Source organism: Embleya sp. NPDC127516, from assembly GCF_044765325.1.
Taxonomy (GTDB): domain Bacteria; phylum Actinomycetota; class Actinomycetes; order Streptomycetales; family Streptomycetaceae; genus Embleya.
On sequence record NZ_JBIWJT010000002.1, the window covers coordinates 253,631 to 277,684 of the forward strand.

General features: G+C 72.7%; 16 protein-coding genes. 11 read left to right on the top strand and 5 right to left on the bottom strand.

The annotated features are described in order from the left end of the window. Window positions 1-118: 118 nt before the first annotated feature. The 5 genes from ACIRL2_RS03640 to ACIRL2_RS03660 form a co-directional block, all read right to left on the bottom strand. Window positions 119-319, bottom strand: coding sequence for a DUF5999 family protein (locus tag ACIRL2_RS03640; protein WP_026217855.1), 201 nt, complete (start codon window positions 317-319; stop codon window positions 119-121). A gap of 156 nt (window positions 320-475) precedes the next feature. Further along, a complete protein-coding gene (locus tag ACIRL2_RS03645) occupies window positions 476-1,045 on the bottom strand; it encodes a hypothetical protein (protein WP_395872220.1) in 570 nt (189 codons plus the stop codon). 275 nt (window positions 1,046-1,320) lie between these two features. Next, a complete protein-coding gene (locus ACIRL2_RS03650) occupies window positions 1,321-2,307 on the bottom strand; it encodes a hemolysin family protein (RefSeq protein WP_395872222.1) in 987 nt (328 codons plus the stop codon). Beyond that, on the bottom strand, window positions 2,307-3,539 hold the full coding sequence (locus ACIRL2_RS03655; RefSeq protein WP_395872224.1) for a hemolysin family protein: 1,233 nt from the start codon (window positions 3,537-3,539) through the stop codon (window positions 2,307-2,309). The genes ACIRL2_RS03650 and ACIRL2_RS03655 overlap by 1 nt, the downstream gene beginning before the upstream one ends. Window positions 3,540-3,802: 263 nt before the next feature. Further along, window positions 3,803-4,624, bottom strand: a complete 822-nt coding sequence (locus ACIRL2_RS03660; RefSeq protein ID WP_402229905.1) for a polysaccharide deacetylase family protein — start codon at window positions 4,622-4,624, stop codon at window positions 3,803-3,805. 321 nt (window positions 4,625-4,945) lie between these two features. Here ACIRL2_RS03660 and ACIRL2_RS03665 point away from each other — a divergent pair, with 321 nt between their 5' ends. The 11 genes from ACIRL2_RS03665 (at window position 4,946) to ACIRL2_RS03715 (ending at window position 24,049) form a co-directional block, all read left to right on the top strand. Further along, the gene (locus ACIRL2_RS03665; protein WP_395872228.1) at window positions 4,946-6,424 is read left to right on the top strand and encodes a glutamate--cysteine ligase; all 1,479 of its coding nucleotides are present in this window, start codon (window positions 4,946-4,948) and stop codon (window positions 6,422-6,424) included. A gap of 28 nt (window positions 6,425-6,452) precedes the next feature. Further along, complete coding sequence (locus ACIRL2_RS03670) at window positions 6,453-7,250, top strand: CPBP family intramembrane glutamic endopeptidase (RefSeq protein WP_402229908.1); 798 nt, start codon at window positions 6,453-6,455, stop codon at window positions 7,248-7,250. A gap of 190 nt (window positions 7,251-7,440) precedes the next feature. Next, a complete protein-coding gene (locus tag ACIRL2_RS03675) occupies window positions 7,441-8,019 on the top strand; it encodes a hypothetical protein (protein ID WP_402229911.1) in 579 nt (192 codons plus the stop codon). A gap of 100 nt (window positions 8,020-8,119) precedes the next feature. Further along, window positions 8,120-9,346, top strand: coding sequence for a hypothetical protein (locus ACIRL2_RS03680; RefSeq protein WP_402229913.1), 1,227 nt, complete (start codon window positions 8,120-8,122; stop codon window positions 9,344-9,346). Continuing rightward, window positions 9,343-11,364 carry a caspase family protein gene (locus tag ACIRL2_RS03685; protein WP_402229915.1) on the top strand — a complete coding sequence of 674 codons (2,022 nt, stop codon included), beginning with the start codon at window positions 9,343-9,345 and terminating at the stop codon, window positions 11,362-11,364. Before ACIRL2_RS03680 ends, ACIRL2_RS03685 begins: the two co-directional genes overlap by 4 nt. Continuing rightward, entirely contained in the window at window positions 11,357-12,451 is a 1,095-nt protein-coding gene (locus ACIRL2_RS03690; RefSeq protein ID WP_395872237.1) for an AAA family ATPase, read from the top strand. Before ACIRL2_RS03685 ends, ACIRL2_RS03690 begins: the two co-directional genes overlap by 8 nt. 3 nt (window positions 12,452-12,454) lie before the next feature. After that, window positions 12,455-15,157, top strand: a complete 2,703-nt coding sequence (locus ACIRL2_RS03695) for an SAV_2336 N-terminal domain-related protein (protein ID WP_402229917.1) — start codon at window positions 12,455-12,457, stop codon at window positions 15,155-15,157. A gap of 276 nt (window positions 15,158-15,433) precedes the next feature. Beyond that, entirely contained in the window at window positions 15,434-17,371 is a 1,938-nt protein-coding gene (locus tag ACIRL2_RS03700) for a hypothetical protein (protein WP_402229920.1), read from the top strand. Continuing rightward, a complete protein-coding gene (locus ACIRL2_RS03705; RefSeq protein ID WP_402229923.1) occupies window positions 17,368-18,369 on the top strand; it encodes a hypothetical protein in 1,002 nt (333 codons plus the stop codon). Before ACIRL2_RS03700 ends, ACIRL2_RS03705 begins: the two co-directional genes overlap by 4 nt. 4 nt (window positions 18,370-18,373) lie before the next feature. Next, window positions 18,374-20,236 carry a VWA domain-containing protein gene (locus tag ACIRL2_RS03710; RefSeq protein WP_402229924.1) on the top strand — a complete coding sequence of 621 codons (1,863 nt, stop codon included), beginning with the start codon at window positions 18,374-18,376 and terminating at the stop codon, window positions 20,234-20,236. A 60-nt stretch (window positions 20,237-20,296) separates the two neighbouring features. After that, window positions 20,297-24,049 carry a VWA domain-containing protein gene (locus tag ACIRL2_RS03715; protein ID WP_402229927.1) on the top strand — a complete coding sequence of 1,251 codons (3,753 nt, stop codon included), beginning with the start codon at window positions 20,297-20,299 and terminating at the stop codon, window positions 24,047-24,049. The last annotated feature ends 5 nt before the right edge of the window (window positions 24,050-24,054 follow it).

Here is a 24,054-nt window from a genome sequence, read left to right on the forward strand (position 1 = left end):
TTTCGCTGCGTGCTGCCGCTCGGACTGTACCGGGACGGCGGCCCGACCGACCCCGGGCAGGCGAGAGCCGGAGGTCGCTCCGAGGTGACCTCCGGCTCGTCAGGGCCGTGCGAACGGATCAGGCCGCCGAAACCAACCCCACAGGGGGTCGGTGCGGGGCGATGGTGCGTCCGTCCGGCAGCAGTTCGCCCGTGTCCTCGAACAGGACGACGCCGTTGCAGAGCAGGCTCCATCCCTGTTCGAAATGGGCGGCCACAACGGCGGCGGCTTCACGATCGGGACTGTCCGCCGGCGGGCAATGCGGTCGGTGCTGGCACATCCTCGTACCTTCTCGGTGTCTCTGCGCGGAGCGCGTCGGGCAGCCTTGCCCGGCAGCTCACAGTCTCCGCCTCGAAAGCGCCTCGCGCAGGACTTCTCGCCGTTCTCACCCGACTGCGTCCAAGATGTGACCACACGTGTGAACTCCGGGGTGTGATCAGCTGTCCGGAGCCCCCACGGCGGCCGGCCGGCGGGTGCGCGCGGCCAACACCTCGGCCAGTTCGGCCGCGGTGTATCCGCGCAGCGCCTGCACGCCGCACGGCGCCGGCGCGAGCGGGATGAGCAGGTCGACCCCGCCCGCCTCGTCCGCCAACCACAGCGCCACCATGTACATCCCCGGCACGTTCAGCAGCCGTGCCTCGTCCCGGCGGAGCAGGGTCTGCGGGAGCGCGCGGGCCGCCGCGGCGGCCGGTGCGGTGGCGACCGTGAACGGGCCCTCGACGAATCGGCCCACGCCGTGGCCGGACGGACCGGGGCGGACCTCGATGCCGCCGACGACCACGTCGCCGGACCACATGAGCCAGCGCCAGCCCACGGGGCGGGCGCTGCGCACGCCACGGTCGGCGACCAGGTCGAGCAGGTCGATCTCGAAGACGCGGTGCGGGAATCCGGCCGTGAGCGCGGCGTGATCGGCGCGGCAGTCGGCGGGAAGCGAAGCGCGGGATTCGAGCACGGCTCGGGCCGCTCGTCGGGCCGACTCGGGAGCCTCGGGCACACGCAGGACCATGAGACCGCCTCATTTCGATGCAGAGTCCAAAAACCCGGATAGTCCGGGGAGGGGAAAGCGGCGCTGTGCTGTGGGGAACCGGGTATCCGACCGGGGGACGACCCGGCGGCGTACAGAGGGACCCGGCAGGGCCGGTCAGCGCATTGTACCGAAACGGCTCCGAAAAGTAACGGTGTAATGCGAACTGACACCCGTTTGAAGACCTTTTGGACAGTCTCGATCAGGGGAGCTGTCTTCGATCAAGGGGGCGGTATCGAGCCGGGGAACGGTCTCGGTCAGGGGAACAGCGAGGACATCACGTCGTCGAGGGTGACCAGCCCGAGTGGGACCGCGTCCGGTTCGCCGACCAGTGCCAGGTGGGTGCGCGAGCCGCGCATCCGAGCCAACAGGGCGGTCAGCGCGGTGTCCGGGCCGACGGTCACGAGCGGGTAGACCGGTACCGAACCGTCCGGTTCGGGCGTCAGCACGTCGAGCACGTGCACGTAGCCCACCGGCCGGTCGGCCGCGTCCAGGACCGGGAAGCGGGACAGGCCGGTGCGTACCGCGACCTCCTCCAGAGCCGCCGCCGGCACCGGTCGGGGCAGGGCCACCACGTCGGTCCACGGCCGCATGACCGACGCGGCGGCACTGGAGTGCAGCGCCAGCGCGCCGGCGAGCCGATCGTGCTCGCCCACGTCCAGCAGGTCGTGCTCGCGCGACTCGGCGAGCAGCGCCGGGAGTTCCTCGACGGTGTACACGCTGCGCACCTCGTCGACCGGCCGCACCCGGAAGGCGCGTAGGAACAGGTTGGCGACGTGGTTGAGCAGCCACAGGATCGGCGCGGTCAGCCGGGCGAACAGCAGCAGCGGCGGGGTCAGCCACAACGCGCACTCCTCCGGGCCGGCCAGCGCGATGTTCTTGGGCACCATCTCGCCGAGCACCATGTGGCAGAACACCACCACCGCCAGGGCAAGCACGAACGCGATCGGGTGCACCGCGCCCTCGGGCAGCCCGATCGCCTCGATCGGGACGGCGACCGCGTGTGCGAGCGCGGGTTCGGCGACCGCGCCCAGGCCCAGCGAGGCGACGGTGATGCCCAACTGGGCGGCGGCGAGCATGGTGGACAGCCGGCTCATCGCGGTGAGCACCATCGCGGCCCGGCGCGAGCCGGCCTCCGCCTGCGGGGCGATCCGGGTACGCCGGGCCGAGATCACCGAGAACTCCGCGCCGACGAAGAAGGCGTTGGCCGCGAGCAGGACCAGCGAGAGCAGCAGGTCGCCCATCAGGAGTCGGCCTCCATCCGCAGTTCGACCTCGTCGATGCGATGCCGGTCCATGGCGGTCACGGTGAGCCGCCGGCCGTCCACGTCCACGTGGTCGCCGATCCTGGGCAGTCGCCCCAGACGGGCCAGTACCAGTCCGGCCAGCGTGCTGTAGTCGCCGTCCGGCAGCCGCCAGCCGCTGGCCTCCTCGACCTCGTCCGCGCGCAGCAGGCCGGACAGTCGCAACACGCGGGAACTGGGCACCCGTTGCGGCGGTGCGTCCGGCTCGTCCGCCGGGTCGTGCTCGTCGGCGAGGTCGCCGACCAATTCCTCGGCGAGGTCCTCGGCGGTGAGTACGCCGGCCGTGCCGCCGTACTCGTCGACCACGATCGCCAACTGGGTCCGGCCCTCGCGCAGTCGTTCGACCGCGCGTTTGAGGTCCAGCGAGGTCGGGATCAGCACCGGTGCGCGGGCGATCCGGGTGAGCGGGGTGTGCGCGCGGTCGGCGGCCGGTACGCGCAACGCGTCGCGGAGCACCGCCACGCCGACGATCTCGTCCAGGTCCTGGCCGCGGACCGGGATGCGACTGTGGCCGCACTCGCGCGCGGTGTCCATCAGTTCGCTCACCGACGCGGTCGAGGGCAGGGTGACCAGCTCGGTGCGCGGGGTCATCGCCTCGGCGGCCTGCTTCTCGGCGAAGCGCAGCGCCCGGTGCAGCACCCGGGCGGTGCCGGCCGGCAGCACTCCGGCGCGGGCGGAATGCCGGACCAGTTGGGCCAGTTCGTCGGGCGAACGGGCCGAGCCCAATTCCTCCTGCGGCTCGATGCCGAGCTTGCGAACGAAGTAGTTGGCGGAACCGTTGAGGAAGACGATCAGCGGGCGGCACAGCCGGGAGAAGCCGACCTGGAACGGGCCGGCGACGCGTGCGACGCCCAGCGGGCGGGCGATGGCGGCGTTCTTGGGCACGAGTTCGCCGAGCACCATCTGCAGGCCGGAGGCCAGCACCAGGGCGGTGAACCTGGGCAGCCGGAACGCCGCCTCGGCGAGGTAGCCGGCGATCAGCGAGGTCACGGTGATGCCCAACTGGGCGCCGGACAACTGGAAGGACAACGTGCGTACCGCGTGCAGCACCCGGCGTGCGCCTCGGTCGCCGGCCTCGGCCCGGGCCGCCACGTCGCCGCGCTCGACGGTGACCAGGGAGAACTCGGCGGCGACGAACATGCCGTTGCCGGCGATCAGCAGCACGAGCAGCACGATGGCCAGGGTGGCGTCGATCGGGCGGCCTCCCCCGGGGGCGGTTGGTGCGGGCCTGGCACACATGCCCGGTGGGCGCGGGGGCTATTCACTCGGGTGTGGCGTGTGGGGGTTGCGCCGTCGGGCGGTGTCCTCGAATGCCGGACGGGCTGGAGTCGGCCGGGACGGGCCGGGATGGCCCGCGCGGGTCGGGATGGCCCGAACAGGCCGGGGCGGCCGGGCGGGCTGTCGGGTCGGCCCGTACGGGGCGAAGTGGGCCGGGGTCAGGGGGTGACGAAGGTGTAGCCGGCGGACTTCAGTTCGGGGATGAGGCGGTCGAGCATGGCGATGGTCTGGGTGCGTTCGCCGCCGCCGTCGTGGCAGAGGATCACTCCGTGCGGGCCGAGTTGGCTGTGCACGGTCTGGAGCATCTTGTCCACGCCCGGCTTCTGCCAGTCGTTGGTGTCCACGGTCCAGTGCAGCGAGCCCATGCCCAGCGACGCCGCGGTCTGGCGTACCTCGTCGGACCAGTTGCCGCCCGGCGCGCGGTACCAGCGCACGGGGGTGCCCGGGGACGCCTTGTGGATCCACTCCAGCGCCTCCTGCATCTGGGCGTGGATCTGCTCCGGCGTCTTCTTCTTCAGGTTGATGTCGTGCGTCATGGTGTGATTGCACAACGTGTGGCCGGCGGCGACCACCTTGCGGACCAGGTCCGGGTGATCCTTGGCCTGCTGGCCCACCATGCAGAAGGTGGCCTTGACCTCGTAGCGGGCGAGCAGCGAAAGGGCCTTGTCGGTCCACTCCGGCCACGGTCCGTCGTCCAGGGTCAGCGCGACCACCTTGCCCTCGCCCTTGACCCTGGACACCAGCGTGGGATCCACCGGGAGCGGCGGCGCGGCCGGCGGGGTGGCCGGCTGCTGCGCGTTGGGGTTTCCCGGCGGCGGCAGCGGGGCCTGTATCTCCTTGGGCGCGTCGGCGGCCCGGGGCGAGGCGGCGGCGGCCTGCGACCATCGGCCGGCATTGCCGACATTCCAGATCAGCGCCCCGCAGACGAGTATCGAGATCACCGTGATCACGGCCTGGAAACGCAGTCCGTGTATGGGCATCGCCCGAACCGACCCTCGCACGACAACCCCCATAGATCTCGCCACGCCCGCCACGGCAAGAGGACACCCTAGGTGATCTCCGAGAAGCCTTGAAGATCGACCGCCGGATGCTTCCTCGATGTGATCAGTGACGTGGTTCCCAGCCCCTTGGTTCCCCTCTGTGATTCGTCACGGTCGATCGGTAATGTTCCCAATGTCGGCCCGATGCATCGGTTTGGGAGAACGTCGGCGGGAACGATCAGGTCGTCCCGATCCGACAGGTACCGGATTGCGACCACTCGACCGGCTCCGCGGGAGCCGGGTTCATGGGGGAGGGCATTCATGGGCGAAAAGGTGGAGGTCACCGAGTTCAGCCGATCCGATCGGCAGCGCTACCGGCACAAATTGCGTCGCTGTCTGGAAACGCTGCAGCGCATGCTGGACGAGGAGCGGTTCGAGAGCGCCCGCAAGCTCATGGGCGTCGAGATCGAGCTCAACCTGGCCGACGCGGCCGGTCGACCACGGATGAGCAATGCCGAAGTCCTGCGACGGATCGCCAGCCCCGATTTCCAGACCGAGCTGGGCCTGTTCAACATCGAGGTCAACATTCCGCCGCACCGGCTGACCGGGCCGGTGTTCTCGGAATTGGTCGAGGAACTGCGGACGAGCCTGGACTACGCGGACCGCAAGGCCGCCGAACTGGAGGCGCGGATCGTGATGATCGGCATTCTGCCGACCCTGACCGACGCGCACATGGCGTTCGAGACGATATCCGACAATGCCCGCTATACCCTCCTCAACGACCAGATCCTCAACGCCAGGGGCGAGGACATACGGTTGCATATCGAGGGGGTCGAGCGGCTGGACACGACCTCGACCACGATAGTCTCCGAGGCCGCGTGTACGTCCGTGCAGTTCCACCTCCAGGTCACTCCGAGGAATTTCGGCCCGCTGTGGAACGCGGCACAGTCGATCACCGGGGTGCAATGCGGGATCGGGGCCAATTCACCGTTCCTGTTCGGGCGGGAGTTGTGGCGCGAGACCCGGCCGATCCTGTTCGAGCAGGCGTGCGACACCCGCCCCGAGGAGCTGATCGCGCAGGGTGTGCGACCGCTGACCTGGTTCGGCGAGCGGTGGATCGACTCGGTGGTCGACCTGTTCGAGGAGAACCTCAAGTACTTCCCGTCGCTGCTGCCGATCTGCGACGACGAGGACCCGATCGAGGCATTGGACCGGGGCGACATCCCGCACCTGCGCGAACTCAAGCTGCACAACGGCACCATCTACCGGTGGAATCGGCCGGTGTACGACGTGGCCCGGGGCAAGCCGCACCTGCGGGTGGAGAACCGGGTGCTGCCGGCCGGGCCGACCGTGGTGGACATCATGGCGAACGCGGCCTTCTACTACGGCGTGGTGCGATCGCTGGTGGACGACGAGCACCCGGTGTGGGAGCGGATGCCGTTCGAGGTGGCCACCGAGAACTTCCACGCCGGCGCCCGGTACGGCATCGACGCGCGGCTGAACTGGCCGGGCCACGGCACCGTTCCGGTCACCGAACTGGTACTGGAGGACCTGCTGCCGCGGGCCTACGAGGGCCTGGACCGGTGGGGGATCGATCCGCGCGAGCGGGACGAGTACCTGGGCATCATCGAGCAGCGCTGCCTGCTGCGCGCCAACGGGGCGACCTGGCAGAGCGCGCAGTACCACCACTATCGGGACACCAAGGGCATGGACCGGTTGGAGGCGCTGCGCGCGATGACGCTGCGCTACGCCGAGCACATGCGTGGCGGGGACGCGGTGCACACCTGGCCCGTGGGCTGACGGCGACCTTATCCGCACTCGATACCGTGTGCGGGTGATCACCGAGCCCGAGCCCGTCCGGACACCCACCGAGCCCCGGCGCCGCGTGCTGCGCTCCGAAGTGGTGCTGGTGCTGGCCCTGTCCCTGGGCGCCTCCGGGGTCTCCTCGCTGATCTCCTTCCTCGGGTCGCTGACCGCGCCGGGCGGCCTGGGGCACAAGGCGGCGGTGCTGAACGGCTCGCGGGCGGCGGATCGGCCCTGGCTGGATCTGGCCTGGCAATTGTTCGGGATCGCCACCGCGCTGGTGCCGGTGTTCCTGGTGGCGCACCTGCTGATGCGCGAGGGCGGTTCGCTGCGGGTGCTCGGGGTCGACCGGGCCCGGCCGTGGTGGGACCTGGGCCGGGGGGTGGCGGTCGCGGCGGCGATCGGCGGGTCCGGCCTGGCGCTGTATCTGGGCGCGCACGCCGCGGGCGCGAATCTGACCGTGGTGCCCACCACGCTGCCGGACGTGTGGTGGCGCATCCCGGTCCTGGTGTTGTCCGCGATCCAGAACGCGGCCCTGGAGGAGGTGATCGTCCTCGGCTATCTGCTGTACCGGCTCGACCAGTTGCGGGTGCCGTGGGTCAAGGCGGTGGCGATCAGCTCGGTGGTGCGCGGCTCGTACCACCTCTACCAGGGCATCGGCGGCTTCTTCGGCAACGTCGTGATGGGCGTGGTGTTCTGCCTGCTGTACAAGCGCTGGGGGCGGGTGATGCCGCTGTTGGTGGCGCACGCGCTGATCGACATCGTCGCGTTCGTGGGCTACGTACTGCTCGCGGGCAAAGTGGATTGGGTCCCGACGCCGTAGCCGTCGATCGGGACGTCCCCGGCGCCGTGCTTGGGCGCGGCGAACATCGGGCACGGTGGTCGATTTGTGGACTCGTTGGTACGTCTCGAGTACCTCGTTGGTGTCTGATGGTCATTGTGGGCAGACCACTTCCGAGTGGGTTCGCCACGCACAGGCGCATATCGGGCGACACGGGGACGCAGGGGGTCGTATGGACAACCGGAGGCGGGTGGAGTTCTTCTCCACGCCGACGCCCATCGGCGGGCCGCCGCGTGGGCGGTTCGGATTGAACGCGCTGAGTCGGCATCCGGTGCGGATCCTGATGGTGGTCGGCGGGCTGATCCTGTTGGTGATCGTCTTCTTCGTGGCGCTGCTCACGGTGGACGGCGGCGGCTCGGACGACAAGAAGCCCAAGACGGCGGGCACCGCTTCGGGCAAGAGTTCGTCGGCCTCGCCGAGTCCGGCCAAGTCCGGCACCGGAAAGCCGACTTCCGGTCAGACCCCGAACGCCGGGCCCAAGCCCGGGTCGATCGCGGCCACCGTGCACACCGGCGGCCGGCTGGTGATGTATAAGGGCACGTCGTACCAGTCGGACAAGGTCGTGCAGATCAAGACCGGCACCGAGGTGCGGGCGAACTGCCACGCGGAGGGCTCGGTCGCCTACTACGCGGGCTCCTCCAGTCGTACGTGGGCGCAGATCGACGTCGAGGGCAAGACCGGGTTCGTCCCCGCGATATTCCTGGAGACCGGCGGCGACGTGAGCAGGCAGATCCCCGCGTGCACGAGGTGACCGATCGACCCGGGCGGCCCCGGAAGTGACCCCATCGGGTCGGTTGGATCACTAGCGTACGGCGGGCAAGGGCGGATCGACTTCGTATCCGGGGGAGCCCATGACCACGATCCTGTTCGTGCACGGAACCGGTGTGCGCGAGATCGCCGACTCGTCGACGGTACGCGAGGTCACCGCGAACGTCGCCGAGCGACTGCCGGGTGTGCGGGTGGAAGCCGTTGACTGGGGGGCCGCGTTCGGGGTCGAGGTGTCGCCGACACTACGCGCGCTGATCGGCATCGCCGATCCGGGCGAACGCGCCGAGGCCGCCGAGGTCGACCCGGAGGAGGCCGAACTGCGGTTGTGGGCGGTGCTCGAACAGCACCCCCGGCACGAATTGCGCGAGGTGGCCGCGGGCCGGGAGGGCGTGGGCGCCGGCCGGCGGAGCGAGGCGGCGGAGGACCTGGACTGGGCGGTGCGGCACGACGTGGTGGGCATCGACGTCGCGGCCGTGCTGCCGAAGGCGCCGACCGACTGGGCGCCGGTGTTCGCCGAGGCGGCACGCGCCGTCGCCGACTCGGCCGAGTTCGCGGGCGCGGTCGACACGTTGGCCGCGAGCGCCGACTACGACGTGATCGGGCGGGCCGTGGTGGCGTCCTTCGCACACGCGCTCGCCGCCCGTCCCGCCGGTGCGACGCCGTGGGCACAGGAATGGCGCGACGCCCTGGTGGCGGCCGTTCGGGACGCGTGCGGCGGCGCCGCGGCCGGTGGCGGGCGGCTCACCGGGGCGCTCAAGGGCAGCCTGATGTACGCGAGTTGGCCGTTGCAGAACGCGCTGCGCGGCGGCACGCTCGGCGGCAGCGTGCCGCAGATCGGCGACATCCTGTACTACCAGGCGCACGGCGCGATCCTGCGCGCCTACCTGGCCGAGCGGATCTCCCGGATCCCGGGGCCGGTGCTGCTGCTGGCCCATTCCCTGGGCGGCATCGCCTGCTACGAGACGTTGGCCGAGGCCCGCTCGCAGAGCGAACCGGATCGGCCGCGCCACGCGCTGCCGCAGGTGCGCGCGTTGATCACGGTCGGCTCCCAGGTCGGCTATCTCGCCGCGGTCGGCGCGCTCGCCACGCATCCCGCGCACGGGGTGCGGCCCACGCACCTGTCCATCCCGTGGAGCAACGTGTGGAACGCCCGCGACTGGCTGTCCTTCCGCGCCGAACCGGTCTTCCCGGGCGCCGTGCGCGACGTCGAGGTCCGGGTGCGTCGGCCCTTCCCGCAGGCGCACGGCGTCTACTGGACCTGCGGCGCGCTGTACGACGAGATCGCGCGCGTGGTGGAGGCCACTCGGTGACGGCGCACGCCCTGTTGGTCTGCGTCGAGCACTACCCCGAACACGAGGGAAGCCCGGAGCATCTGCCGGGCGCGCTGGCGCAGACCCTGGAACTGGTGGAGTGGTTGTCCCGGTGCTGCGGGGCACGGCGCGGCGACATCACCGTGCTCGCGTCGGTGAGCGCGACCTCGCGGGCGACCGCCGACCGGTTGCGCGGGTCGGTGAGCGAGCGCTCGATCCTGCTCGGACCGGGCGCCGAGCCCGGGGAGTTGCGGCCCGAGCAGATCGAGTCGGCGATCGCGGCGGCCGCGGACGCCTGGCGGGACGGGGACCGCTTCCTGCTGTACTGGTCCGGTCACGGCTACCTGACCGAGCGCGGACGGCGACTGGAACTGCCCGCGTGGCACCCGGTGGACGGCCCGCCCCGGCAGCGGGTGATCTCGGTCGAGGACATGCTGACCCACTTCGGCTCGATCCCGCGTCGCGTCGACCAGTTCGTCGTCTTCGAGACCTGCGCGAACCGGCGCCACGACCCCCGGGGCATCGTGCTGAACCTGACCGCGGAGGGAACGATCGCCAAGTCGGCCAAGGCCCGGGTGTCCGCGGCCTTCGCCGCGGACGACGGTCAGTTCGCGCGCCGCCCGGGCGATCGGGCGGTCTTCACCCGGGCCCTGCTCGAACACCTGGCGGTCTGGGGGTCGAACGCGCTGACCGAACGCGGCTTCAAGGAGGTGTTCGACGCGATCGACGCCGAACTGGCCCGTGCCGCCCCGGGAGGCCGGCCGCTGTGGCAGTCGCCGCGCTACCGCGGCCCCGGCGAGACCCGGTGGCGGACCGGCGAACGCGATCCGGAGGACCCGTTCGGCATCGACGGACGCCGACTGATCGCGTTGTTGGCCGATCTGGAGATCGCCCCCGGCGAGCAGGCCGTGCTGCGGACCTATCTGTGCGAGCAGCACGTCCCCGAGTGGGTGGTCGCCGGCGACGACCTCGTCGCCTGGGGACGGGCACTGATGTCCCTGCCGGCCGCCCCCGGTCGGCATCCCGTCCGGCACCTGCTGGAGTGGCTGCACGCGTGTTGCCGACAGGTGCAGGTCGCGGAGTGGGCCGACCGGCTGCGCGAGGCCGGGCACATCGCGGACTTCGAACCGTCCCGGGTTCGGGTGCGCCAGCCGTTGACCCTGGTGTTGTTCGTCCGCGAGGACGACCATTCGCCCGAGGACCGCGCGCTGGTCCGCTACGACACCGAACCGCAGTTCTACGTCGGCTCCGAGCGGTTCGCGCCGCCCCCGGAACCGATCCCGGGAGCGAGCCTCCCGGCCGATCGCCTCGGCGGTTCCCTGGCCGCGTTCTATCTGGCCGTGCGGGCGCACTGGACGTCCCTGGACCGGGCCGGGATCCAGGTGGTGGTACCGACCGAACTGCTCAACGAACCCTTCGAGTCGACCGTGGTCGGCTCGGCCGAGGACCACATCGTGCTCGGCGAGCACCACGAGGTGGTGCTCCGGCCGCTCGTGCGACACGGCATCGCCAGACCGATGCACTACGACACCTGGGCCGGCTCGGCACACCTGCGGACCAACCCGGCGCTGTGGCACCTGGACCGGCATCGGTGCGGCCGGGGCGGTGGCGCATGCGACAAGGAGGTGGTCGGCTTCCTCCAGGACTACGGCTGGCGGCACCGGCCGGGGGAACCCGGCACGGTCGAGCGGGCCGTCGGCCGCGGCGACTGGGCGATGGTGTGGACGGACCGGACCACGTGCACCGACGCGTGCGCCGGAGTGAACGGCTCGAACGGCTCGAACCAGGCGTGTTCGGGCTCTCTCGTGGGTGAGGACCTGTATCGCATGCTCGATCGCGAGGATCGAAAGCTGGCTCAACTGCCTTCCACGGTGGCGCGGTTGCGGGGCACCCTGGGTCGCAAGGCCGCGTCCTCCGAGCGGGTCGTGCTGCTCTTCGACGATCCGGGCTGGTGCCCGTGGCAGGGGGCCGGATTGCTGAGAAGCACTCCGAGGGCACAAGGGACGCACCGTGGTTGAGTCGAGGGCGACACCGAGCCGGGATCGGCCCGACGGACACGTCGACGTTCCCTCGCCGTGGTGGATCTATCACGGCGACACCACGGTCGGGTCGGGCGAGGGCCGCGGTCCGGTCGCCGTTCCGCCGCCACCACCGTGGCGCAGCTTCGGCACCGACGAGGTCGACGCGGCGACCTTCGCCAAGCTTCCCCACGATCGATCCGACGAGCCCTACGCGGGCGAGTTCTACGGTGACAAGCGGGTGTACGACCTCGTCAACGCCGCGATCTACCTGCGCCGCCCGCTCCTGGTCACCGGCAAGCCGGGCACCGGCAAGACCACGCTGGCCACGAGCATCGCGGCCCGACTGCGGCTGGGACCGGTGCTGCGTTGGGGGATCACCAGCCGGTCCACGCTGCGCGAGGGGCTCTACGAGTACGAGGTGCTGGGCCGGCTGCACGACATGAACCTGCGGCTGAAGGGCGCCCAGGGGATCAGCCAACACGACATCGACGACATCGGCGCCTACATTAGGCTGGGCCCGCTGGGCGACGCGCTGCTGCGCCGACCGCATCCGCGGGTGCTGCTGATCGACGAGATCGACAAGAGCGACGTCGACCTGCCCAACGACCTGCTGCACGTGTTCGAGACCGGCACCTTCGAGATCCCCGAACTGCGCCGGGCCCGCGTGGAGTCGGCACAGGTGACCCCGTACGACGGCGATTTCGGGGATCGGGTCGAGGTTCGGGACGGCACCGTGCGCTGTGCGGCGTTCCCGATCGTCATCCTCACCAGCAACGGCGAACGGGCCTTCCCGCCGGCCTTCCGGCGACGCTGCGTGCCGCTGGAGCTGGGACCGCCGAGCAAGGAAGTGCTCAAGCGGATCGTGCGAAGCCGGCTCGCGGAGTACGTGGAACTCGACGAACCGTTGCTGGACGCATACCTGGCCGCGGCGGAGCGGGTGGACGGGCCGCTGTTGTCGCCCGACCAGCTGCTGAACGCGCTCCAGTTGCGGGCCCGGATCCGGCAGTTGCCGGGTGGCGCGGATCGGCCGCCCGAGAACGACGTGCTGGCCGAGATCCTCTTCCACGACCTCAACGGCGGGTGAGCGATGGCGGAAGCGGACCCCATCGGGGTCACCGTCGACGCGGTCCTGGACTGGGCCTGGCTGAACGCGGCGATCACCGCGGCGGGCGACCGACGCACGCAGGCCCTGACCCCGACCGCCTCGGTCGAGGCGGGAGCGCACCCCGGCCCGGGGCACGCGGACGTATCGCAGCCGCCGTCGGGGCGAAGACGGGAAGAGGCACGGGACGAGTCGGGGCTGTGCGACTGGGGCGGACCGGACCCGGGGACCGCGCAGGCGTACACGGTGGTGCCCGAAGAGGTGGAGTCGGTCGAGCAGACCGGGTCCGGCGGCGCACGGACGACCGGCCTGCCGGTGCCCGCGTGGCTCGGCAGACCCCCGCCGCCGGCCGCGTCCGTGTTGCCCGATCGCCTGGAACTGGCCCGACTGCTGCGCCGGTTGCGGCACTTCGGCCCGGCGCCGGACTCGGTCGTGCTGGACGAGGACGCCACGGCGAAGCACGCGGCGTTCACCGACCTGATCGTGCCGGTCCTGAACCCGGCCCGAGAGCGCTGGTTCGAACTCGCGCTCGTCGTGGACGGTTCGGCCTCGATCGGCCCATGGCGCCGATTGCTGGCCGAGTTCACCCGGTTGGTCGGCGGGCACGGAACCTTTCGTTCGGTGCGCACCTGGACGCTGGACACCGAGTCGGCGGGCGCCGCCGTGTTGCGCACCCCGTTCGGCACGGTGAGCCCGAACGCCGCGCCCGTGGGTCCCGCCGGCCGGCGGATCGTGATGGTGATCAGCGACGGCGTCGGCCCGGCCTGGTCGGATCCGCGTACCTCGGCGATGCTGGCGTCCTGGGCCGGGCAATGCCCGGTGGTCTTCCTGAACCTGCTGCCCAGGCGGTGGTGGGACCGCTCGCGAATCCCGGTCACGCCGGTGGTCTTCCGCGGTCACGGCGTGGGCCCGGGACGTCGGTCGAGCTTTCGACTCCGGCACACCACGCGCTGGCTGCGTCCGTCCGAACGGATCGCCATCCCGGTGATCGGCCTGCATCCCGACGGCCTGCGACCGGGCGACGCGGCGGACGCGGCGGCCGGTCGCTGGAGCGAGTTCTCCCGCTGGACCCGGATGATCACCGACGACCGCGGGCGCGAGTTCGCCAATCCGGCGTGGGTGCTCGATCCCCGGCCGTCGGTCCGAGGCGCCGAGCCGGTCGTCGTGCCCGCCGAGGACGAACGCACCCCCCGGGCACGGCTCGCCGAGTTCCGCGCCGGCGCCTCCCCGGCCGCCGTCGAACTGCTCGGCAAACTCGCCGCCGCGCCGATCAGCCTGGCCACCATGCGGGTCGTGCAATCCACGGTGCTCGAGGCGGAGGATCCCGCGTTCGCGGCCGAGGTGTTCCTCAGCGGCCTGTTGGTCGAGTCGGCCGAACGCGACGAGCACGAGCGCGGCGAGCACGCCGAGTACGACCTGGACGAGAGCGTGCGGGAGACGCTGCTGACCGCGATGAGTCGGCGCTCCGCCCTGGAGGTGTACTTCCGGGTCGCGGAGTTCGTGCATGATCGGCTCGGGCACGCGGAGTTCGACTTCCAGGACCTGCTCACCGCGCGCGAGCCCGCCACCGTCGGGCTGATCGGGCCGCGCAGCCGGTCGCTGGCGCGAGTCGGCGCGACGCTGCTGTATCGACTCGGCCCCGACTACCAGCACCGCGCGAGCCGGTTGGAGGCCCGGGCCGGCGGCCCGCTGTTGCGCCGACGCGACCTCGTACACCGGTGGACCCTGCGGATGGGCGACTGGATCCGCGCCCGGCCGATCGTGCTGGACGACCTGATCCTGGTGCAGGACACGGCGGGCAACCTGGTCGGGCTGGATCCGCTGACCGGCCTGGCCCGATGGCCCACCGTGGCGGGCGGCTCCACGCGGTGCGCGCCGGTGCTCACCCCCGGGACGGTGTGGACGGGCACCGAGTCCGGCATGGTGTGTCGATACGACCTGGCCGGCGGACAGGCGATGTCGCCGCCGGTCGAGGTCGGGATCGGGGCCGTGGTCGCGCTGGCGCCGATCGGCGCGCGGGACGTACTCGCGACAACCCTGGACGGCGGTGTCGCGCTGGTCGGCGGCGCGGACGGGCGGGTGCGGGCGCGGCCCGCGGACGGCCCGGGCGCGCCGGTCGGCGTCTGCGCCCGGGAGGGGTGGGGCGCGGTGCTCGACCGCACCGGGCGAGCGCGCGCGTGGCACCTCGATCGGGACCCGGAAACGCCCTCCTGGGAGGTCGAGTTGTCCGGTGCCGCGCACGGCGCGCCGATGGCGGACGACGCGCTGGTGTACGTGCCCCTCGCCACCCGGGGCATCACCGCGCTGCGCTGGGACACCGGGGATATCGCATGGTCGACCGAGCTGGCCGGCGGGGTGGTGACCGCGCCCGAGCCGGCGGCCGGACGGGTGCTGGCCGCGACGTCGGACGGGTTCGTGTACGCGCTCGACGGCGCGAGTGGGGAGGTGGTCTGGCGCAGTGTGGACGTGCCCCAGCCGGAGTTGCGGGTGACGGCGGTCGGCGCGCTCGTGCATGTCGCGGGTGCCGGTGGCGGCATTCGCACCTACGACGCGGACACCGGCCGGCGGCTGGCCGAAATTCGTTCCGATTCGGGCGTGTTCGTGGCCGGCGGCTCGTACGGGCAACTGGTCCTCGCGGGCCTCGACGGCACGGTGACCGTGCTGGAAGGGCCGCTGGTGGTCGACTGACCGCCGGTGGGATCACCCGCGAGTGAGGGTCCGATCACAACCCGACGGAAACACCTCGACTCGGCCACGCGCGGGACTACGATCGGCCACTGCGGGTAAGTCCTCGTCACTGCGAGCAGGCCTGCCCGGCGGGAGCCACCGTCGCCCACGAGCGCGTGCCACCGGCCGGCGACTCCCGGGTCGGGCCTGCCGAATGGGACGAACGGGGGGATTCGTGCCAGGAGTTCAGCCACGGACGAGCAACTCGGGGCGGGCGGTCCGACGGGCCCGGGTGCGGTGAACGAGCAGGGCGGAGCGCGCGAGGTGGTGTGCCCCGTGTGCTGGGGCGTGATGCCCCACGCCGGGCCGTGCGCGCGTTGTGACTGGCCGCCGCCGGCGCCGGGACCCACCGCGTATCAGGACGCGGCGCGGGCGTTCGACCACGCGGCCGCGATCCGGGTGGCGCACGCGCGCGGGTACGACGGCGTTCCCGACGACCTCGCCAAGCTGGTCCGGCACGGCCCGGTGCGCTCCGATACCGCGTTCCCGGCCGCCGAACCGCTCGCGCCGTCCGGACGGGCCGCGGCGCTGACCCTGCTCACCGCGCTGACCGCCGGCGAGCTGGATCTGCTGTTGTTCCTGGAGATCGGCACACGCCACCTGTCCACCCAGTGGGTGACGATCGACGAATACGGCTTCGTCCGGGTACCGGCACGGAACTGGGCCCGGCTGGAATGGCGCGGCGCGGTGCCGTGGCTGCCCGAGGACGCCGCCGCCCGCGACCTGACCCTGGCCGGCGGAGTGGGCCGCAGCCCCGCGGTGGGCACCGCGCAGAGGCCCGAGCCGCTGGGTCCGCGAGCGCGGCGCGAACTGCGCGAGACCTGGGCCGGTTCGCTGGCCGAGTTGCGCGCGTCGGCCACCGGTCGCGCACGGCAGGCATGGGCGTTCGTACTGGTCGAGCGCCGACCGGACTGGACCTGGTGCGCGCTCGCGGCGGAGCTCGTGCACGAGATCCTGCCGCCGGCCGCGGTGCTGCGGGGTGGTCCGTTCGCCGCCGAGGAGGTCGAACTGCCCCGACTGGTGGAGCGGTTGGCCCTGGACGTGCCGGTCCGGCACGCCATGCACCTGGTCGGTGTGGATCCCGGCCCGGGGGTGCCGGGCCGAGAACGTCGGGAGGTGCTGCTCGAACGCGGGGCGATCCCCGGCGCGGCGGGCGCGCCGCTGGCCGAGGTCACCCTGGGGCTGCGCGGTGGCGCGGTGGACGGGCACGAGGTGGCGGTGGTCGTCGCGGACTCGGCGAATCCGCGGCAGTGGTCCGAACTGGAACGCGTCAAGGTGGTCGCGCCGCCGGGCGAGGTCCGGTTCACCGTGGGCATGCCCACCTCCGGGCGATTGCGGTTCACTCCCGTCTCCGGCGCCGCCTGGACGGTGGCCGAGGGGCCCGCCGAGATCCGCCCGGTGGCCCCGGTGTCGCGTGGCCCGGCGCCACCGCGGCCGCACTGGCATCGCGAGCGCACGCTCTGCGACCTGCTGGTCGCGGTCGAACTCGGCGGCGAGCCGCGTTCGACCCGGGCCCGACTCGACCTGGTCCGCGCGCTGCTGACGGCGGCGGGCCGCGCGGGAGACGACATGCCGTGGGGACGCGCGTGTGTCATCGGCTACGACGACCACCCGCAACCCTGGCGCTCCGGGCACGATCCGCTCCGGTGGGTCGACTTCACCGACCCGGACGCGGCTCGGGCCGCGATCGCACACTGGACCGGCTCGGCGATCGTGGACCCCCACGCCGCGCCCCTGGAGCACGTGTTCACGCTCCTGCGGGGGAACGCGCTGGACTGGTCGCCGCACCGGCCCACCCTCGTGGTGACCGTCGGTCGACGCGGCCCGCACCCCTACATCGCGGGCGCCGACCCCGCCCGCTCGAACAATCGGCACCGCTGGGACGAGGACCTGACGGCGATTCAGGCAGCCCGGCCGGTACGGCACGTGCTGGTGACCGACGACGCCGGGCACGCGCGCTCGCCGGCGTCCCCGGCCGCCGCGCGCACCCTGAAGGCGTGGCGCCTGCTGGGCGCGAGCGGATGCTTCACGCTGGGCGGCTGCGCCCCCGCGGACCTGCTGCGGTTCGGCCACGACGCGGCCACCGACGTGGGCGGCCCGCCGCTGCTGCTCGACCTGATCGCCCGGCCCGGCGGCATCGGGACCGAGGTCGGTACGAAGGAGGAGCGCCGATGACCGAACCGATCGTGCGCGCGGCCGATCCGTTGTGCGAGGACGCGGAGCGCGGTCCCGCCGACGGCGTCGTGCGGGAGAAGCGGATCGCGCTGTGGGGTGCGCGGCGCTCGGGCCGCAGCACGTTCCTCGCGATGGTCGAGGACGCCGCCGCGGAGACCCGCCGCCGCGTCGAGGAGGGCGCCGACGCGGGACACCACGTCCCCGGCTGGAACGTCTTCGGCGCGGACGGGGCCACCCTGGCCTTCGTGGAGAAGTCCCGGGCCGCGCTTCGGGCCGGCACGCTCCTGCCCGAGTCGATCACCTCCAGTGATCCGGGCGTCTCCAGCCACCCGGAACGTTGTCGATTCCTGTTCCGTCGCCGCCCGCGCACCCCGCTGCTGCGCCGGTTCGCCGACCGCACCCGATTCGTGGCCACCGTGCACGACCTGCCGAATCTGGCCGAGACCCGAGCCCACGCGGTGCAGCCCACACTGAACGAGTGCACGGGCCTGATCCTCCTGTTCGACCCGATCGGCGAGGCCGGCCACGGTCTGGCCGACCTGAAGCAGCTGCTCCGCGAGGCCTCCGCCGTGCAGCAGCCGCGGATGCGGTCCGTGGATCTGCTGCCCCTCGAACTCGCCGTATGCGTCACGAAGATCGACGACATGCGGTTGTTCAGGGCGGCCAGATGGGGAGCGTGGACGGAACTCGACCGCCACGGTCGGATCCGGATTCGCGACCCCAAGGCGTTCTTCCACTGGCTGTGCGACCCGGCGGGGCCGTTCGGCGCGTCGGCCGCGAACAAGCTGCCGCCGCTGCTGGACCGGCACTTCGACCGCATCCGCTACTACGCGACCAGCTCCGTGGGCTTCTTCAGCCCCGACGGCGTACCGATCGACCCGGAGAGCTGCCGCAACGTCACCTCGGACCGCAAGCGCCTGGAAGGCCGGCCACGACCGCAGGGGATCGTCGAGCCGATCCTGGGGATGCGAGCCACGCGCATGGCCAAGGAGGGATGACCCGATGTCCCGACCCCGACGGAGCCCCGACCACCGGGCGACCCGGCTCGTACCGCCCGGCGGGTTCGGTGCGTCGACGGCATTTCTCCCGCTCCTCCTGCTGGTCCTCCTGATCTGCGCGCCCACCGCGACCGGCGCCCGGCGAGCCGACGATCCCCGGCCCGCCGACCCGGAGGCGGCCACCTCGCGACTGCTCGACGAGTTGGCCGTGGACGCCCAGCCGGCCGACTTCTACATCGTCCTCGACGTGTCGACCTCGATGCTCGACGACGGCAACTACGACGCGGCGAAGGCCGCGCTGAAGGACTTCCTGCCGGCGGTTCCCGCCGGCGACCGGATCTCGCTGATCAGGTTCGGCGCGAGGACCACGACCCACCTGCCGTTGACCAAGGCGCCGCAGGGCGACCGGGCGATCGCGGCCTTCCTGGACTCGCTGCCCACACCGAACGACACCGAGAGCGACTTCGGCGCCGCGATGGTGTCGGTGTCCGAGATCATCGCCAGGGACGACCGGGCCGCGTTCGGGTATCGGCCGCCCACCGTGATCGTGGTGCTCACCGACGCCGAGTTGTACGCGCCGGACAATCCGGAGTTCGCGAACGCCAAGGCACCCGGCTGGGCGACGCTGAAGCAGGAGTACGCGAAGGCGGTCGAGCGGCGCGGCCCGATCGACGCCTACGCGCTGCCGCTCGGCGACAACGCGCGCGGTGTCAACCTGATCGCCGAGGTGCTGCCGCAGGCACAGACCCTCAGCGGTACCGTCAGCCAACAGGCCGCGCGGCTGCGCGCCCTGGAACACGAGGCACGCAAGCGCAAGGGCGCCGAGCTGGTGCGGGCGGACGGCGCCGCGACGGTCCGGGCCACGTTCGGCCCCGGACCCGCCTCCCGGCCCGGCGTACGGCCGTCCGACGCGGACTGCGCCGACTCCACGGCCCCGATCGGGCCGGTCGACCTGTCCACGCGCACCGTGCTGTGCCTGACCCTGACGTCGAGTTCGCGCCACATCTCGACGACCGTCACCGATCTGCGCACCGGCGACCCCGAGTTGGACCGAGGACTGCCGCGCACCCCGATCGTGGTGGAACCGGGGGTGCCGCGCCGGCTCCCGGTGGAGCTACGGGCCCGGGACCGGAGCCGATCGGACCTGTTCGGCACATCGCGCGACTACTCGGCCGCCACGACGCTGAGCGGGACGGTCACGGCCACCCGGGCCGCCGAGTTCGCCGCCCTGCTGCGGGTCGACGGCCCGTACACGGCCCCCCGTCTGCTCGGTGGCGAGCTCGACTACACCGGCCGGGTGCGCGGATCGGTCACCTGGTGGGTGTGGGAGGCGCTCGCGCTGACGCTGGTGCTCACGGCGGCGACGACGACCGCGATCTGGCGGCTGTTCCCCAGGGACGTCTACATCGAACTGAGCCTGGAGGACCGGCGGCACACGTTTCCCGACAGTGCCCCGTTCCGGGTTCGGGGGTTGCGGCACCGGTGGGTGCACGAACACCCGTCGTCGGCCGGCGCCACCACGACATTCCTCGCCAGGGGGCGTCGGCCCCGAGCCGGTCGGGGTGTGACCGTGACCGCACGGCACGAACACGGCGGCGCCGTCGACACGGCCCGGCGACGGTTGCGCATCGGTGAGAGCACGATGCTGTACGGCATCCGCGTTCGGACGCTGCCCCGACCGGCCCCGGCGGCACCGGGCACGCCGGCGGCTCCGGTGCCGCCCCGACCGTCCATCGTTCCCGCGTCGCCCGGGCCCGATCCGCAGATCGAGGGGTCCGGGGGGATGATATCGACCGATCCCGGGGAACAACCGAAACCGGTGGACGCACCGGTCACCCAGCCGCCGAACCCCCGGCCGCCCCGCTGAACCCCCGGCGGGACGACCGGCCCCGACCGCGACCGGCATCCCGCGCACAGAAAGGTTCACGTGGACGCGACCGACCGACACGACCGCCCCCGCGAGACCGCGGGCACGTTGCGGGCGCATTGGGCCTGGTACCACGACGGTGCGGTGCCGGCGTGCAGCGCGGGGCCGGAGCGGCGGACGCACTTCGAGCGGCTGGTGCGGCCCACGCTGGACGAGTACGCGCCGCCCGGGTGGGTCGGACTGACCAGCACCGGGCGCGAGGACCCCTTCGTCGCGATGACCCTGCGCGATCCGGACGGCGTCCGCTATTTCACCGCGCCGTATGCCGAGATCGCCGCCGCCGGCGCCGGCTACACCGCGCTGTGGCTGGCCTTTCGCGGCATCGACCTGCCCACCGACCGGGAGCGACCCCTGCGGGTGCGGTTGCCCGGCCCGCCCGCCGAGGTCGCCGTACGGGCAGGCGACTTCGAATGGCTCGCCGGGGTCGCGGCGGCGGTCCTGGCCGGCCCGGTGGTGATCACCGGCGCGGACCGCCTGGACACCCGGGCCCGGCTGGAACTCCTGGACCGGGTGGCCGCGCTGCTGCCCTACGGCTGCCGCGCCGGACTGCGGTTCGCGACCTCGATGGGCTCCACCGGGCGGCTGCGGCCCCGGCTCGCCTTCGGCCGAGTGCCCGCGCCCGGCACGGTGCGGGTCGCCCTGGACGGTGTGCCGGCGGTGCCCGACCAACCCGCGGCCCGGGCCTACCTGGGCGAACTGACCACGCTGCGCCGCCGGATCGGGCTCGACCCGCTGGTCGTCGCGCTCGCGACGCTGCGCGACCCCGGGACACCCGCCGCCGGGGAGCACGTGCTGGGGTTGCTCGCCGAGGCGGGCGCACGGGCCGGAGCCGGATCTCCGGCGGGGACGGGGGTCGGGACGGGGGCGGGATCCGGCGCCGACGCGCGGCGCGCGGCCGCCGCGTTCGTGGGCGCCGCCGCGGCCGGCCCCGCGGCGCGGGCGCCGGCGACCGAGAGCCGCCCGCCGTCGGCGCTCGACCGGTTGTTGAGCGGGGAGACCACGCTGTCCGGTCCGATCGCCGAGCGCTGGCGGGCGGAGGACGGCGACGAGGTGACCCGGGACATGGCCGCCGCGCTGCGCGCCCGACCGGCGGGCCTGGCGGTCGGCTGGAACACCGCGGTGGCGGCCGGGCGCGGCGATCGGCTCGTACACGTCCTGCTCGGCCCGGTCCCGCCGCTGCTGGCCGACGCCACCCCGCCCGCCGGCACCGCCGCGCGGGCGCCGCGCGGCGCGGATCCCACCGCCAACGGCGCGGGCCGGGCGGACGGCGACGCGATATCGCCCGAGGCGCTGGTCGCCGACCTGTGCCGGTTGCTCGGCCCGGCGCCGACCACCGACGTGCCCGCGCTCTACGACGCGCTGTGGAACCACCCGGTGGTGCTGCGCCGGCTCCTGGACACCTCGGGAGCCGACCTGCGCGCGTGGCTGGAGGTGATCCGGCCGTGGGACGACCGCGCGCCGGAATGGCTGGCGCCGTACGCGCTGTTGGCGGGCGAGCGGCTGCGACCCGCCGAGATCCCGCCCGCCGAGGCGGTGTTCACACTGCGCGTGGCCGGGCACACCGACCAGGCCACGATCGCCGCCGTCCTGCACGACCTGTGGCCGACCCTGGTCCCGCTCACCGACCGCCGCGCGGATCCCGCCGCGCAGGGCCTGGCCGTTCTCCTGGGCGGACCGCTCGGGCCGCAGGCGCCGGTCGCCGCCCGGGTGCGGGCCGACGTGCTGCGGCTGGCGCTGGGTGGCGCGCCGATGGACGGGCCGTATGTGGCGGCGGACCTGCTGGCGCTGCGGCACGAGCCGGTCGCCGAGGGACGCTTCGCCGGGTGGATCGCCGCGCTGTTGCGGGCGGTGCCGGTGACCGCCGAACTGCTCGGCGAACTGGTTCGCGCCGGTGATCCGGCGGTCACCGCCGCGGTCGCCGACGCGGTGCTCGCCGACGCCCGACTCGCCGAGTTGCCCGGTCTGGACAACGCGTGGTGGGCGGCGGTGGCCCGGGCCCGCCCGGAGTTGGCCGCGCGCGCCGCGAGCGGCTGGTTTCGCGACGCGTTGCGCGGAGTGAATGCCGACGCGGCGGCCCGGGTGTGGGCGGGTGAGATCGTGGACGGCCCGGCCCGCTCCCGCCGCGACCTGTACGTGCGCGAGGTCGGCCGCTGGTGGCATGGCGCGCCCGATCGTGAGCGCGACCTGCTGCTGCCGTATCTGGAGCGGGAACTGACCGCCCGTGGACCGACCCCGGCGCAAGCCCGCGAGGAACTGCGGGCGATCCGGGTGTTGATCGCGGGGCACATCTGGGGGCCGGAGGCCGCTCTGCTGATCGTCGAACGTGAACAGGACGAATTCGATGCGTTCCGTCGCCATCTCAAACAGTTGCGGACCGCGCTCAAACACGGTGACGGGCTGCGCGCGCTGGCCCTCCCGGTGATCCTCGCGCTGCTCGCGCTGTCGACCGCGGTGCCTTCGGGCGAGGCCGCGGCGGCCCGGCGACCGGCGACGGTCGTCACCGCCGAGCCGGCCGATCCGTACGGCGCCGAGCGGCTGATCGCGAGCCTGGGCGCGGATCGGGAGAGCATGAACTACGTGATCCTGGTGGACACCTCGGCGTCGATGCACCGCACCGGGCGCTACGCCTCGGTCCGCTCGGCGGTGGCCACGTTCCTGAGCCGGCTCACCCCGCGTGACCGGGTCTCGTTGATCAGCTTCGACACGACCGCGACCGAGTACGGCAACGGCCTGGAACCGGTCACCGACCCGGCCGCGATGGCCGAGCGGCTGCCCGCCGTACGTGCCGCGGACCCGCCCGAGAACGGCCCGGCGGACAGCCCGCCGCCGATCCGGGCGGAGATGCCCAGCGAGGTGAACACGGCGCTCGACCGGGCGCTCACCGTGCTGCGCACCTCCGCGCCGAACTCGGTGAACGGGGTCCTGCTGCTCACCGACGCGGCCCGCGACACGGTCGGCCCGGACCTGCGCAAGGACTTCGACCGGCTCGGCGAGGAGGGCCGCGGCATCGCGGGCTTTGCGATCCCGCTGGCGAGCGACAGCAGCGCGGGGCCGGTGCTGCAGCGGGTGTTGCCGGACACGAAGGTGCTCCGGGACGACCCGGCCGACCCGGGCACCGGCCTGACCCAGGCCCGGACCGGCCTGCAGTTGCGCGCCGCCGCCCGGATCGTGGAGGCGGACAAGGACAAGGGTGTCCGGGCGACCTGGCTGATGCCTCCCGCCGAGCAGCCGGACGCGCTGGACTGCCGGACCTTCCAGCCGGTGCCGCCGAACACCCGACTCGACCTGTCCTCGGGCCGCGAACTGTGCCTGCGCCTGGTGGCGACCACGAGCCGGGTACCGCTCCAGGTCACCCGGCTGCGGGTGGACGGTGTCGGCATGGTCGGCCTCAAGGACGGCGCGCCGCTGCTCGCGCCCGGCCAACCGGTCTACTTCTCGGTCAATCTGGCCGCGCGCACACATCGCACCGACGGCATGTGGGCGGACGCCGGCCACTACGAGGCCAGGGCGCGGGTGGTCGGCGAGGTGCGCACCCCGCTGGCCGAGTCGTTCAAGGAGCACCTGCCGAACACCCGAATCACGCTCGGGCCGGAGGTGTCCGGCGACGATCTGCTCTATCGGGGCGACGAGCGGGTGAACCTGAGCTGGTGGCCGTGGCTGCTGGTGGGCCTGGGCACGCTCGCGTTCGTCGGCGTCGTGTGGTTCGGATGGTCGTGGATCCGCCCGCGTGTTCGACGTCGTTGGGTACGGTGACGGGC